This is a genomic window from Streptomyces sp. Root1304 (assembly GCF_001426405.1).
Lineage (GTDB): Bacteria > Actinomycetota > Actinomycetes > Streptomycetales > Streptomycetaceae > Streptomyces.
In genome coordinates this window covers 86,557-99,442 of record NZ_LMEP01000005.1, presented here as the reverse complement: position 1 = coordinate 99,442, position 12,886 = coordinate 86,557, and the positions used below count along the sequence as shown (strand labels likewise).

8 protein-coding genes are annotated in these 12,886 nt (G+C 72.2%); 2 read left to right on the top strand and 6 right to left on the bottom strand.

Annotated elements, in window-relative coordinates:
* Window positions 1–11: 11 nt before the first annotated feature.
* The 4 genes from ASD33_RS09325 to ASD33_RS09310 form a co-directional block, all read right to left on the bottom strand.
* Window positions 12–1,883, bottom strand: coding sequence for an IucA/IucC family siderophore biosynthesis protein (locus tag ASD33_RS09325; RefSeq protein WP_079044667.1), 1,872 nt, complete (start codon window positions 1,881–1,883; stop codon window positions 12–14).
* A 66-nt stretch (window positions 1,884–1,949) separates the two neighbouring features.
* Window positions 1,950–2,636, bottom strand: a complete 687-nt coding sequence (locus tag ASD33_RS09320; RefSeq protein ID WP_056556419.1) for a GNAT family N-acetyltransferase — start codon at window positions 2,634–2,636, stop codon at window positions 1,950–1,952.
* Window positions 2,637–2,813: 177 nt separating this feature from the next.
* Window positions 2,814–5,018, bottom strand: coding sequence for an IucA/IucC family protein (locus tag ASD33_RS09315; RefSeq protein ID WP_242426884.1), 2,205 nt, complete (start codon window positions 5,016–5,018; stop codon window positions 2,814–2,816).
* Window positions 5,019–5,056: 38 nt separating this feature from the next.
* Window positions 5,057–6,604, bottom strand: a complete 1,548-nt coding sequence (locus ASD33_RS09310; protein WP_242426883.1) for a diaminobutyrate--2-oxoglutarate transaminase family protein — start codon at window positions 6,602–6,604, stop codon at window positions 5,057–5,059.
* A gap of 321 nt (window positions 6,605–6,925) precedes the next feature.
* Here ASD33_RS09310 and ASD33_RS09305 point away from each other — a divergent pair, with 321 nt between their 5' ends.
* Window positions 6,926–8,104, top strand: a complete 1,179-nt coding sequence (locus ASD33_RS09305; RefSeq protein ID WP_199863488.1) for a hypothetical protein — start codon at window positions 6,926–6,928, stop codon at window positions 8,102–8,104.
* A 118-nt stretch (window positions 8,105–8,222) separates the two neighbouring features.
* A complete protein-coding gene (locus ASD33_RS09300; RefSeq protein WP_056556416.1) occupies window positions 8,223–9,389 on the top strand; it encodes a hypothetical protein in 1,167 nt (388 codons plus the stop codon).
* 217 nt (window positions 9,390–9,606) lie between these two features.
* Here ASD33_RS09300 and hflX read toward each other — a convergent pair whose 3' ends face one another.
* Window positions 9,607–11,100 carry a GTPase HflX gene (gene hflX, locus ASD33_RS09295; RefSeq protein ID WP_056556412.1) on the bottom strand — a complete coding sequence of 498 codons (1,494 nt, stop codon included), beginning with the start codon at window positions 11,098–11,100 and terminating at the stop codon, window positions 9,607–9,609.
* Window positions 11,101–11,248: 148 nt separating this feature from the next.
* The gene (locus ASD33_RS09290) at window positions 11,249–12,739 is read right to left on the bottom strand and encodes a M1 family metallopeptidase (protein ID WP_056556408.1); all 1,491 of its coding nucleotides are present in this window, start codon (window positions 12,737–12,739) and stop codon (window positions 11,249–11,251) included.
* Window positions 12,740–12,886 lie beyond the last annotated feature (147 nt).

The following is a 12,886-nucleotide window of genomic DNA, read 5'->3' as shown; positions in this document are numbered from 1 at the left end:
ACGCGCGCGCGTCACGCGAGCGGGTTGGGGACGGTCCCGTGTACGGCGGCATGGGGACGGTCGGGCCGGTCGCGGTAGCCGTCCAGGTGCAGACGGTTGCGGTTGAGGCAGAGCCGCTCGATGCGGGGGGTGAGGAGGTCGAAGAGCTCGAACCGTTCCTTCAGCTCGGGGAAGCGTGCCTGGTGGCGCAGGATCTCGGCGCGGACGAGGGACCAGAAGTCCTGCTCGGGTACGTCGAGTTGTTCCTCGCAGAGCGGGGCGAGGTAGCGGAAGACGCCGACGAAGAGCCCCGAATGGATGAACTGGACGAGGAAGTCTGGTTCCTCTGTCAGGAGGACGGCGCGGACGTCGTCGGGCAGGGTGTCGTGCTCGGGGAGGGGGTGGGCGCTGATGTTCACGTCGTCGACGAAGTCCTTGATCGCCAGGCGTACGGGGACGTCCTGGTCGTCGTGGACCACGATGGCGTTCTCGCCGTGCGGGGAGAAGACCGTGCCGTACTGGTAGAGGAAGTGCAGCAGCGGGGGCAGCAGCGCGGCGAAGAGGTGCTGGAGCCAGACGGCGGGCGCGAGTCCGGAGCGGTCGACGAGTTCGGCGACGAACGCCCGGCCATTGGGATCGGTGTGCAGCAGCGAGGCGAGGGTGCGGGCCCGCTCGCCCGGAGGGAGGCGCAGCGGTTCGCGCCAGATGGCACCGAGGAGCTCCTTGTACTGGTACGGGACTTCGGGGAGCCGGTCGTACAGCGGGTGCTCGACCGTGACGGAGGCGACCTCGCCCAGGAGGATCACCCCGCATTCGTCGCGCAGGAACGGGTCCGCGTCGCGCAGGCCGTGGACCCAGGCGGTGACGGCGGGGGCCGCGAGGGTGCGTTCGGTGGGCAGTCCGCGCCAGACGAGGGTGTTGAGCACCGAAAGCGGGAGTTTGACGGTGTGCCGGTCAGGGCGGCTGGTGTTGAGGAAGGTGCGGACCGACTGTTGCGGCAGCCGGAGGTCGCCGTCGGTGGAGAGCGGGACGACGGCCCCGGCCGCGATGGCGGGGGCGTAGAGGGGGAGCAGGATCTCGTCCCACTGCCAGGGGTGGACGGGCAGCAGGAGGTAGCCGTCGGGCTGGTGACCGCGGGCGGTCAGTTCTGCGCGGAAGGCGGCGTGGACCTCGGGGTCGAGCTCGCGGGCGTAGAGACTGTCGGGGGTGTCGAGGCCACTGACTCCCCGGTAGGCGGCGATGCGGTTGCTGACGGCGATCCATGGCAGCCGGGTGGCGCGGCGGGCCTCGGGGGCCCAGCGGGCGGTGTCGGTGGCAGAGAAGCCGATGCGGCCCTTGTTGAGGACCAGCCAGGGGTGGCCGGTCTGGTGGCCTTCGAGTTCGGCGTACGAGAGTTCGGCGAGCCGGTCGGCCGGGAGCGCGGTGTGGTCCAGGCGGGCGTCGGCGGCGAGGGTCGCGGAGAGCTCGCGGATGAGATGGCCGAGGGTGGCGCCGTCGAGGCCGAGGAGGTGGCGTGCGCGGACCAGGAAGTCGAGGGGGTCGGTCAGGGGCCGGCCCTCGTGGGCGATCGAGTCGGCGTCGACGTACCAGCCGTCGTAGGCGCCGCGCCGGGCCCGGAAGGTGAGGCCGGTGCCGTCGTCGAGCCGCAGCGCGTACTGATCGTTGTCACTCTCCGCGACGGGCGTGGGTTCGAGGATCTCCTCGTAGGCGAACTCGGCGAGGGCCTTGGCGAGGAGGCGCGAGGAGGCCCGGGTCCAGGCGGCGGCGTTCAGTTCGGGGGGCGCGAGCAGGGCGTATTCCTGGGCCGGATCAGGGACGGGACCAGCGGTGTTGGCGGATGCGGGGGCGGAAAGAACAGGGTTGACCTGGGCGGGAGGTGCGGAGTCGTGGGGTGCAGGGGACATCGACACAAAGACTCCTCGAAGTGGGAACCGCTGGGGAATCAGCGGCGTTCAGATGACAGAGAGTGTTCACAGAACGTGACGGAGGGCGCGGTCACGGAGCATGAGCGCCGCTTGTTTGTCGGGTAGGTCGACTTCCGCCGCGTAGCGGAAGCCGCCGCTGAGGAAGGCCGAGACGGAGGGGGTGTTGCGGATGTCGGGTTCCGCCACGACGCGGGTACAGCGGGGACGGTGGTCGAGGACGAGGTCGGCGACGGCGCGCAGGAGCGTGGTACCGACGCCCCGGCCCCGGTCGGTGACGCCTCCGATCAGCAGATGGATACCCGTGTCGTGGGGGCGGGCCGGGTAGTGCCGGGCGAGCGGGTCGAGGTCGGCGCGGTAGATCTCGAAGTAGCTCATGGGCGTGCCGTCGAGGACTCCGACGCAGGGGACGCTGCGGCCGTCGCCCTCCAGTTGGGCACGGATGTGGTCGGCGGTCACGGTGTCCGGGCCGGCGAGTTCCCAGAAGGCCGAGACGGCGGGGTCGTTCATCCACCGGGTCAGCAGCGGTAGGTCTCGTTCGAGCTGTACGGGGACGAGCCGGAAGATACCGACGGGGGTGTCGGCGAAGCCCCAGGAGGCCACGGAGTCCAGGAGGTCGCCGTCGAGCAGCTCGGCGTCGAGGTGACCGCTTTCGAGGAGGGCGACGAGGTCGTCGAGCCTCAGGTCGAGGGTGTCGTCCCCCGGCGGTTCGACCGGTGGGCGGGCGGGTGACACGGTGTCGCTCTCCTCTCGGCGGTGCGGTCGGGGTGGTCCCCGGGGAGGTGGGGCGGTTCGAGTGGGGTGGCGCGAGCCGGGGCGGTTCGGGCCTGTGTGGCTCGGGCCGGGCGGCTGAGGTCGCCGGAGTGACTCGGTCGCCCGGGCGGCTGAGGTCGCCGGGTAGGGCGGACGGGATCAGTTGCGGAGGGGGTTGGTGACGGTGACGTACACGGACTGGGTGTCGACGGGGCCGACGAGTTCGTCCATACCGTGGAGGCGGGTGAGCAGGTTGGCCTTGCTGCGCAGGGTCGCTGCTTCCAGGAGACGGTGCGGCAGGGGGGAGCCGAGGCCGGTCGCGGAGGTCAGGAAGCTGCGGAAGGCGGCCAGCAGCACCCGCTCGTCGGCGAGTTGCTGGGAGCCGAAGGCGCCGATGAGACCGAGGACGTTGTTGATGCCCAGGTAGTAGGCGAAGCGTTCGTCGGTGACCTGGTCGGAGACGAAGGTGTCGCTCTCGTCGCCGACGCCGGGGAGGCGGCTCTCCAGCTCGCTGCGGTGGGACTCGCGGAAGTAGTAGCCCTGGTTGTCGCGGTAGCGGCCGCCGACCGGCCAGCCGTCGGGGTCCAGGAGGACCAGGGTGTTCTGCTGGTGGGCTTCCAGGGCGATGCCGGCGTGTCCGTCGAGCCAAAGAATGGGGCGGACGACCTGGTCGAGGTAGCGGAGGAACCACTCGGTGGCGACGGCCGTGGTGGGGCGGGCGGTGCGCTCGGCGAGCCGGCCGATGATGTCGGCGAGCCGGGAACGCATCGCGGTGGTGCCGGGCCAGGGACGGGGGGCGGTCAGGGAGGCGATGCAGACGGCGTCGTCGCCGGGCCCGAAGGGGTTGTGGCGGATCATGACGTCGAGTCCGGTGACGGGGGCGCCTTCCGGGTTGTCGACGGCCAGCCAGGCGGGGTCGCGGACGATGTCGAATCCCGGGTGGACCGCCTGCCATTCGTCGACGAGGCCGGTACGGAGCAGCCGGTGGACCTCGACACCGCGGTGCAGCTCCTTGCGGAGGTTCTCGCGGCGCGAGTTGGTGATGCGCAGGCCGAGGGAGAGTTTGAGCATGGCCCGGGCGCCGGGGCGGTGCACGGTACGGACGGAGGAGGTGGGGTGCCAGGGGCTGCCGTGGAGACCGAGGTCGTGGAGGAGGCCGGCGTCGAGGAGGGCGCGGACCTCGGGGCGGTGCAGGAGTTCACGGGCCTGCCAGGGGTGTACGGGCAGGGGTGCGGTGCCGGGGGGGAGCGTGAGCCCCTCGGCGAGGGCCGCGACGATCTGTTCCGCGCTGACCGGACGGCCCTGTTCGGTCCAGGCGGAGTCGGAGGCGAGGAGGCAGTGGTCGACTGCGATCCAGTGCAGCGGGAAGGAGCCGTGCAGTTCGGGTGAGTAGAGCCGGGACTCCGACTCGGAGAGGCCTTCGCGGCTCTTGGGGGTCGGGTGCAGGGGGTGGCCGAGGAGGAGGGACTGTTCGGCGGCGAGGAAGAGGTCGGCGTCGGGGTGCGGGTGAGGCCTACGGCGACGCTCCTCCAGGAACTCGGCGGTGCGGCGGGTGGAGTCGGCGACCCTGCCGACGAGTTCGGTGCCCTCTGAACGGCTGGTCTCCCGGCTGAGCAGGGCTGCCGCCGTCACGGCGTCGACGGCGGGAGCCGAGGCGGGGAGTCCTTCGAGGGCGGGGGCGCCGAAGCGGTGCCAGCCGGTGGGTGACCAGTAGCGGACGGGGACGAGGAGGGCGGTGCCACTGGCGTCGAGGGGGACGCGCAGGGTGGTGGAGCCGGGGGCGGGCAGGTTCTTCTCCCGGACCCAGCAACGGAGCAGGTTCTCGACGGCCGCCGCGTCGGCGGCGCGCTGCGGGTCGGGGTCGTCCAGGGGGTCGACGGCCGCGACCGGGCGGTGCGGGCGGGAGTCGTAGGGCCCGATGTGCTGGCGCGGGACGGTGGGATCCGCGGGGTCGGGTACGGGGGTGCCCCACGCAACGGAATCGGCGGAGCCCAGGAGGGGGGTGTGAGGCGCGGCGTGTTCCACGGAGCGCGGAGTGACGGAGCCGGGGGCGGACGTGCGGGCGTATCCCAGGGAGCCCGGTGTGGCGGAGCCGGGCGCGGGGGTGCGGGACGCGGTGTCTTCCCCGGAGCGGTGGGCGGCGGAGCCGGGCGCGGGGGTGCGGGGCCCGGTGTCTTCCGCAGAGCCCGGTGTGGCCGAGCAGGACGCGGGGGTGTGGGGCGGCGTGGCCGCCTCGGTGGTGGTCGTGCCGGGAGTCGCGGTGCTGGTGGGGGGTGCTTCGGTGGGGGGTGGAGGGGTGTCGAGACGGTCGACGGCGAGGGGTGCCTCGGTTTCGGGTCCCGGGGAGGTGGGGGTGGCGTTCACGGGGGCTTCCTTGGGGTGGGGCCGGGGGCGGTCCGGGTTCAGTGGGACGGCCCGGTGTCGGTCCGGGGGGCCAGGGCCCGGGGAGTAACGGGCGGGTGGGGGGTGTGGGCCCGTTCGGCCGCGGCGAGGGCGTCGGCGAAGCGGTCAAGGACGGCGGTGGCCTGCTCGTCGGTGAGGGTGAGCGGGGGCAGGAGCCGGACCACGGCGGAGTGGCGGCCGCCGAGTTCGACGATGAGCCCGCGGGCGAGGCATTCCTGCTGGACGGCGAGGGCCAGCGCGGGGGCGGCCGGCGGGACGAGGTCGTCCGGGCCCGCCGCGTCGGGGTCGACGAGTTCGACGCCGATCATCAGGCCCCGGCCGCGGACCTCGCCGACGCAGGGGTGGTCGGCGGCGAGGTCCTGGAGCCGGCCGAGGATGCGGGCGCCGAGGGCGCCGGCCCGTTCGGCGAGCTTGTTCTCGCGGACGTACGCGAGGGTGGCGGTGCCGGCGGCCATGGCGAGCTGGTTGCCGCGGAAGGTGCCCGCGTGGGCGCCGGGTTGCCAGGCGTCGAGCTCGGACCTGTAGACGATGACGGCGAGGGGGAGGGAGCCGCCGATGGCCTTGGAGAGGACCATCACGTCGGGCACGACGCCGCTGTGCTCGACCGCCCAGAAGGCGCCGGTGCGGCCGACGCCGGTCTGGACCTCGTCGACGACGAGGGGGATGGAGCGGTCGGCGGTGATGCGGCGCATGCGGCGCATCCAGTCGTCGGGGGCGGGCAGGACACCGCCTTCGCCCTGGACGGCCTCGACGATCATTCCGGCGGGGGTGGCGACGCCGCTCTTGGGGTCGTCGAGGAGGTTCTGGGTCCAGTGGGCGGCCAGTTGGGCGCCGCGTTCGCCGCCGACGCCGAAGGGGCAGCGGTACTGCTGCGGGTAGGGCAGCCGGGTGACCCGGACGCCGGTGGCTCCCCCGGAGGCGTCGAGGGCGCCGGCGGTCATGCCGTGGTAGGCGCCGGTGAAGGCGAGGAGTCCGTCGCGGCCGGTGGCGGTCCTGACGAGTTTGAGGGCCGCCTCGACGGCGTCCGTGCCCGCGGGGCCGCAGAACTGGATGCGGGCGTCGTCGGCGAGTCCGCTCGGCAGGGTGGCGAACAGCTCGGTGGTGAAGGCGTCCTTCACCGGGGTGGCGAGGTCCAGGACGTGGAGCGGTGCACCCGAGTCGAGGACCTTCTTGACGGCTTCGAGGACGACGGGGTGGTTGTGGCCGAGGGCCAGCGTCCCCGCCCCGGAGAGGCAGTCCAGATAGCGGCGGCCGTCGGCGCCCTCGATGGTCAGGCCGCGGGCGCGCACGGGGACGATCGGCAGGGATCGGGCGTAGGTGCGGGCGGCGGATTCCCGCAGGGACTGGCGGCGCAGGATGCCTTCGTACCCGCCGCCTCCGCCTCCCGGAGTCCGGGGCTCCCGTTCCGGAGCACGGCCGGCCGCCGGGGTCCGGTCGTCGGGGCCGGCGGCATCAGTGCCGGCGGCGTCGCTGCCGGGGGCGTCGGTCGTCCGGGTCTGGGTCCGCGCGGCCGGTGGAACGGCCGGAGCTGATTCGGTCACGGCCACGGCTCGGTGTCCTCCCGCTGTAACAGTTGCGTTGCACATCGGGGCGTCGTGGAGCCGCCGCAAGGGCCGCTCCGCACGCCACCGTTGTGTCCCCCGTCCGTACCAACGACGCGGCCTGCCCGGGATCACGGGCCGGAGGGCAGGAACTTGGCGTGTCCCGGATCACGGCACGGCAACGGCCGAACGATGACCGGAACCGCCGACCGGCCGCGTACCGTCCCCTCCGGCACCGGCATAGTGGGGGCCGTCGGCCGCTGTCCGCGCGGGCACGGCCGCTGTTGACCCAAGCACAAGTAGACGTAGTCCCAGGGGGATCACGAGATGCGATCGATTCGTCCGCTGCTGACGGCGGCTTCCGCCGTCGCGGCGCTGGCGCTCACCGTTACGGCCTGTGGACCGAGTGAGGACAACGCGGGAGACAAGCCCAGCGCGCCCGCGACCGCCCAGAACCCGGTCGACAAGATCAAGATTCCGGAGGACCTGAAGGAGCGCCTGAAGGAGCACGGGATCGACGTCGACAAGTGGCGCGACGGCGAGTGGAGGAACTGGGACCGGGACAAGTGGCTGCGTGAGGCCAAGGACTTCGTCAACCCGATCATCGAGGACCTCTGGAACCCGGACCGGATGCGGGAGGCCGAGCGCCCCGACAAGCCGGTCGAGGAGGAGGACATCTCGGGCGACAAGGGCGTGACCGACCCGACGCCGGACCCGGTGCGTGCGAAGGCCGTGGCGGCGAAGTACCACGCCAACGCCCCGGAGTCCGGGAAGGTGTTCTTCGACGGGCCCGAGGGTTCGATGGTCTGCTCGGCCACGGTCGTGAAGGACCCGGCGCACCCCGGCAAGTCGAACATGGTGTGGACGGCCGGCCACTGCGTGCACAAGGGCAAGCAGGGCGGCTGGTACCGCAACATCGCCTTCGTGCCCTCGTACAACGACGCGGCGATGTCGACCTCCGACCTGGAGAAGGCGACGCGGGAGCAGATCGCGCCCTACGGCGTGTGGTGGGCGGACTGGGTGAAGACCTCCGACCAGTGGATCGCCCAGGGCGCGTCCACCGGCGGCGCGGGCGCTCCGTACGACTTCGCGGTCATCCAGGTGACCCCGGAGAAGGGCGGCTCGGGCAAGTCCCTGGAGGAGACCGTCGGTTCGGCGCTTCCGGTGGAGTTCAACGCTCCGGCGGTGCCGAAGATCGCGAGCCTGAAGGCGACCGGCTACCCGGCGGCGCCGCCGTTCGACGGCCAGAAGATGTTCCAGTGCGAGGACAAGCCGGGCCGGCTGTCCCTGAAGGCGGAGCAGCCGACGATGTACCGCATCGGCTGCACGATGACCGGCGGTTCGTCCGGTGGCGGCTGGGTCGCCCAGGGCGGTGACGGCAAGCCGGCGCTGGTGTCGAACACCTCGATCGGCCCGTCGACGGCGGGGTGGCTCGCCGGTCCGCGCTTCGGACCCGAGGCCAAGGCCGTCTTCGACGAGGTCAGCAAGAAGTACGCCGGCCGATAGGCGGGCGTCGGTACGGAGGCGGGTCCCTCGGGTCCCGCCTCCGTGCTTGTTTCGCACGACCGGCATACTGTGCACCGCTCATGACACGTCCATGGCAAATCCAACGGGGAATCGATTCATGCGTTCCATACGAATACTGCCCGCCGCCCTCGGCCTGGCCGCCGCGCTCGCGCTGACCGCCACGGCCTGCGGCCCCACCGAGACGCCCGCCGCCGACAAGCCCGCCGCCGGGGCGAGCAGCTCCGCGCCGGCCACCGACGGCGGTGACACCGACCTTTCCAAGGACCTCGCCGACAAGCTCAAGAAGCACGGCGTCGACCTGGACAAGTGGAAGGACGGCGAGTGGAAGAACTGGGACAAGGACACCTGGCTCCGTGAGGCCGAGGACTTCGTCAACCCGGTGATCGACGGGCTCTGGAACCCGGCGCGGATGCAGTCCGCGAAGAGCCCGGACCAGACGATCACCGCGCAGGCCGGTGGCGGCGGCACCGACCCGACGCCCCGTCCCGTCAGGGCGCAGCGCGAGAAGACTCCGTACCACCGCAACGCGGCCCCGGTCGGCAAGATCTTCTTCGACGCGCCGCAGGGCCACATGGTCTGCTCGGGCACGATCGTGAAGGACCCGCGCCGGCCCGGGAAGTCCAACCTGGTGTGGACGGCCGGCCACTGCGTCCACGCGGGCGGGAAGGGCGGCTGGTACCGCAACATCACCTTCGTCCCGGCCTTCAACGACCTGGGCAAGTCCCCGGCCGCGCTGAACAACGCGCAGCCGCACGAGATCTACCCGTACGGCCAGTACTGGGCCGACTGGGCCGTGACCTCGGGTGAGTGGATCAAGTCCGGCGGCACCAACCAGGCCTGGCCGTACGACTACGCCGTGCTGCACGTGCAGCCGCAGCGGGGCGGCAAGTCGCTGGAGGAGACCGTCGGCGTCGCGCTGCCGGTCGACTTCTCCGCGCCGGCCCCCGCGCAGTCCGGGACGGTGGGCGCCTGGGGGTACCCGCAGGCGCCCCCGTACAACGGCGTGATCATGCACAAGTGCCTCGACCGCGCCACGCGGCTGACCACGGCTCCGGCCACGCCGACCATGTACCGGATCGGCTGCACGATGACCGCGGGTTCCTCGGGCGGCGGCTGGTTCCGGGTGCTGCCGAACGGCAGGACGGCCCTGGTGTCGAACACCTCGATCGGCCCGGCCGGCAGCAACGGCTGGCTCGCGGGACCGCAGCTCGGCCGGGGCGCCAAGGCGGCCCACGAGATGGTCAGCAAGAAGTTCGCACGCTGAAGCCGGTGAGGCGGTGACGCGCCGAGTCCGGTGAACACCGGGCCGGTGACGGTCGATGCCGGTGCGCGCCGAGGCCGGTGCGCACCGAGCCACCGAGACCGGTGACGCGCCGAGGCCGGTGACCACCGGGCCGATGACACGTCGCGCCACGCCAGAGGGCGCTGTCCCCCTCCCGTCTCGGGAGGAGGACAGCGCCCTCTGTTCGTTCAGCGGCCGGTCAGTGCGCCGCGGGGACGTACGGCGCGAGCATCGCCGCCAGTTCCTCGTGCACCCGGGCCTTGAGCAGGGTGCCCTCCGGGGTGTGCTCCTCGGATTCGACCTCGCCCTCGGCGTGCACCCGCGAGACGAGCCCGCCCTGCGTGTACGGCACGAGGGCTTCGAGCTCGACCTGCGGGCGGGGCAGTTCGGAGTCGATCAGGGCGAGCAGCTCCGCAATGCCCTGGCCCGAGCGGGCCGAGACCACGATGGAGTGCTTCTCCGTCCGCAGCAGCCGCTGGAGCACCAGCGGGTCGGCCGCGTCCGCCTTGTTGATGACGACGATCTCCGGCACGTTCACCGCGCCGACGTCCCGGAAGACCTCGCGCACGGCGGCCAGCTGCTCCTCCGGGGCGGGGTGCGAGCCGTCCACCACGTGCAGGATGAGGTCGGAGTCGCCGACCTCCTCCATGGTGGAGCGGAACGCCTCGACCAGGTGGTGCGGCAGGTGCCGGACGAAGCCGACCGTGTCGGCCAGGGTGTAGACCCGGCCGGTGGGCGTCTCGGCCCGGCGGACGGTCGGGTCGAGCGTGGCGAACAGAGCGTTCTCCACGAGGACGCCCGCGCCCGTGAGCCGGTTGAGCAGGGAGGACTTGCCCGCGTTGGTGTAGCCGGCGATGGCGACCGACGGCACCTTGTTGCGGCGCCGCTCCTGCCGCTTGATGTCACGGCCGGTCTTCATCTCCGCGATCTCCCGGCGCATCTTCGCCATCTTCTCGCGGATACGACGCCGGTCGGTCTCGATCTTGGTCTCACCGGGACCACGGGTGGCCATGCCGCCACCGCCGCCGCCACCCATCTGACGGGAGAGCGACTGACCCCAGCCGCGCAGTCGCGGCAGCATGTACTGCATCTGCGCGAGCGCGACCTGCGCCTTGCCCTCTCGGGACTTGGCGTGCTGGGCGAAGATGTCGAGGATCAGGGCGGTCCGGTCGACCACCTTGACCTTGACGACGTCTTCGAGGGCGATGAGCTGGCCGGGGCTGAGCTCACCGTCGCAGACGACGGTGTCGGCTCCGGTCTCGACGACGATGTCACGCAGTTCGCGCGCCTTGCCGGAACCGATGAAGGTCGCCGGGTCCGGCTTGTCACGACGCTGGATGACGCCGTCGAGCACGAGGGCGCCCGCCGTCTCGGCGAGGGCCGCGAGCTCCGCGAGGGAGTTCTCCGCGTCCTGGACGGTCCCGGAGGTCCAGACACCGACCAGCACGACGCGCTCGAGGCGCAGCTGGCGGTACTCGACCTCGGTGACGTCCTCGAGCTCGGTGGAGAGGCCCACGACACGGCGCAGGGCCGCGCGCTCGGAGCGGTCGAACTGGTCGCCGTCCCGGTCTCCGTCGATCTCGTGGCTCCAGGCGACGTCCTCTTCCATCAGGGCATCGGCCCGAAGGCTCTCGGTACGGCTCGTCTCCGCGAAGCTCTGCTCGTCCTGGGAAGGGGAAGAAGAGGAGGTCATTTGATCCTTACGTCGATTGCTTCACGTCGATTCCTCGGTGAAGCGATGAGTCTGATGTCGTCACAACGTGTGAGGGCACCGGAAGATTCCCGGTTTCCCGCGGCCGCGTCGCCGACCCGACGATGGTGACACGGCCCGGCCGGGCCCGTCACCCGGGTTTCGGGGCGGTCCGCCCGGTCCCGGCCGGGCGGCTGCGCCAGTCCGGGTGCCCCGGCATCGCCGGGGTCTTCGCCTCGTACAGCCAGGCGTGGAAGAAGGCGGTGAGGTCACGCCCGGCGACCTCGCCGGCCAGGGCGGTGAAGTCGGCGGTGGTGGCGGTGCCGTCCCGGTGCTCGGCCACCCAGCGCCGCTCCAGGCGCCGGAAGGCGCCGGTGCCGATCTCCTGGCGGAGCGCGTAGAGGACGAGGGCGCTGCCGTCGTAGACGACGGGGCGGAAGAGGCTGATCTTGTGGGTGGGCGAGGGGGGCTCGGGCGCGGCCGGCGGGCCGCCGTCGGCGCGCCAGCCGTCGGAGGCGGCGTAGGCGGCCTTCATGCGCCGCTCCAGGGGCTTGCCTGCGGTCTCCTCGGCGTACAGCGCCTCGTACCAGCTGGCGTGCCCCTCGTTGAGCCAGAGGTCGGACCAGCGCCGAGGCGAGACGCTGTCGCCGAACCACTGGTGGGCCAGCTCGTGGACCATCACCGAGTCGACGTACCACTCGGGGTACGCCGGTTCGGTGAAGAGGCCGCGCTCGAAGAGCGAGAGGGTCTGGGTCTCCAGCTCGAAGCCGGTGTCCGCGTCGGCGATGAGAACCCCGTACGTCTCGAAGGGGTACGGGCCGACCTGCCGCTCCATCCACTCCAGGTGTCCGGGGGTCTTGCGGAGCCAGGGCTCCATGAGCTTCCGGTCGGCGGTGCGCACCACGTCGCGGACGGGCAGGCCGTGGGGGCCCTCCCGGTGCACGACGGTGGAGTCGCCGATGGAGATCTGGGCGAGCTCGGTCGCCATGGGGTGACCGGTGCGGTACGTCCAGGTCGTCGTGGGGCCGTGGGTGACCCGGCCGGTGGGCAGGCCGTTGGCGACGACGGTGAGCTTCTTGGGGGCGGTGACGCGGAAGGTGAAGTACGCCTTGTCCGCCGGGTGGTCGTTGGACGGGAAGACCCGGTGGGCGGCGTCGGCCTGGTTGGCCATGGCGAGGCCGTCGCTGGTCCGCACCCAGCCGCCGGTGTCGGCGGGGCCCGAGGGGTCGCTGGTGTGGGTGACGGTGACCTCGATCCGCTCCCCCGCGTCGACCGGCACGGCCGGGGTGACGACCAGGTCCTCACCGCTGCTCGCGTACGTGGCGGGCAGGCCGTCGACGGTGACGGCGGAGACCGTGCCGTGGGTGAAGTCGAGGTTGATCCGCTCCAGGTCGGCGGTGGCGACCGCGTCGATCCGGGTCACGGCGGCCAGCGGCTGGGTGTTCACGCCGGGGTAGGTGACGTCGAGGTCGTACGCGAGGACGTCGTACCCGGGGTTCCCGAGCTGCGGGAAGAGCGGGTCCCCGATGCCGAGGGGTTCCGGGGCGGGCAGCGCGGCGGCCACGAGCCCGGCCGAGGCGGCGACGAGGACGGCGGAGCGGAGCCACCGCGCGCGGGGCAAGGGGGTTCGGACGAGCGGCATGGGCCAGGCCTTTCCGGAGGACTGGCCCTACGGCTACCAGGGCTTCCCCCGCTCCCCCGGGCGGCGCGCTCGGCCACCACCCGAAGGGGGTCGTGCCGTCACACCCGGCGTAGTCCCGGCGCGCCGCGCGCACGGCGCACCCGTACC

Bases quoted from the DNA above. Each gene is read 5' to 3' on its own strand.
- ASD33_RS09325 (WP_079044667.1), bottom strand. From the start codon at position 1,883: ATGTCCCCTGCACCCCACGACTCCGCACCTCCCGCCCAGGTCAACCCT.
- ASD33_RS09305 (WP_199863488.1), top strand. From the start codon at position 6,926: ATGCGATCGATTCGTCCGCTGCTGACGGCGGCTTCCGCCGTCGCGGCG.
- ASD33_RS09300 (WP_056556416.1), top strand. From the start codon at position 8,223: ATGCGTTCCATACGAATACTGCCCGCCGCCCTCGGCCTGGCCGCCGCG.
- hflX (WP_056556412.1), bottom strand. From the start codon at position 11,100: ATGACCTCCTCTTCTTCCCCTTCCCAGGACGAGCAGAGCTTCGCGGAG.
- ASD33_RS09290 (WP_056556408.1), bottom strand. From the start codon at position 12,739: ATGCCGCTCGTCCGAACCCCCTTGCCCCGCGCGCGGTGGCTCCGCTCC.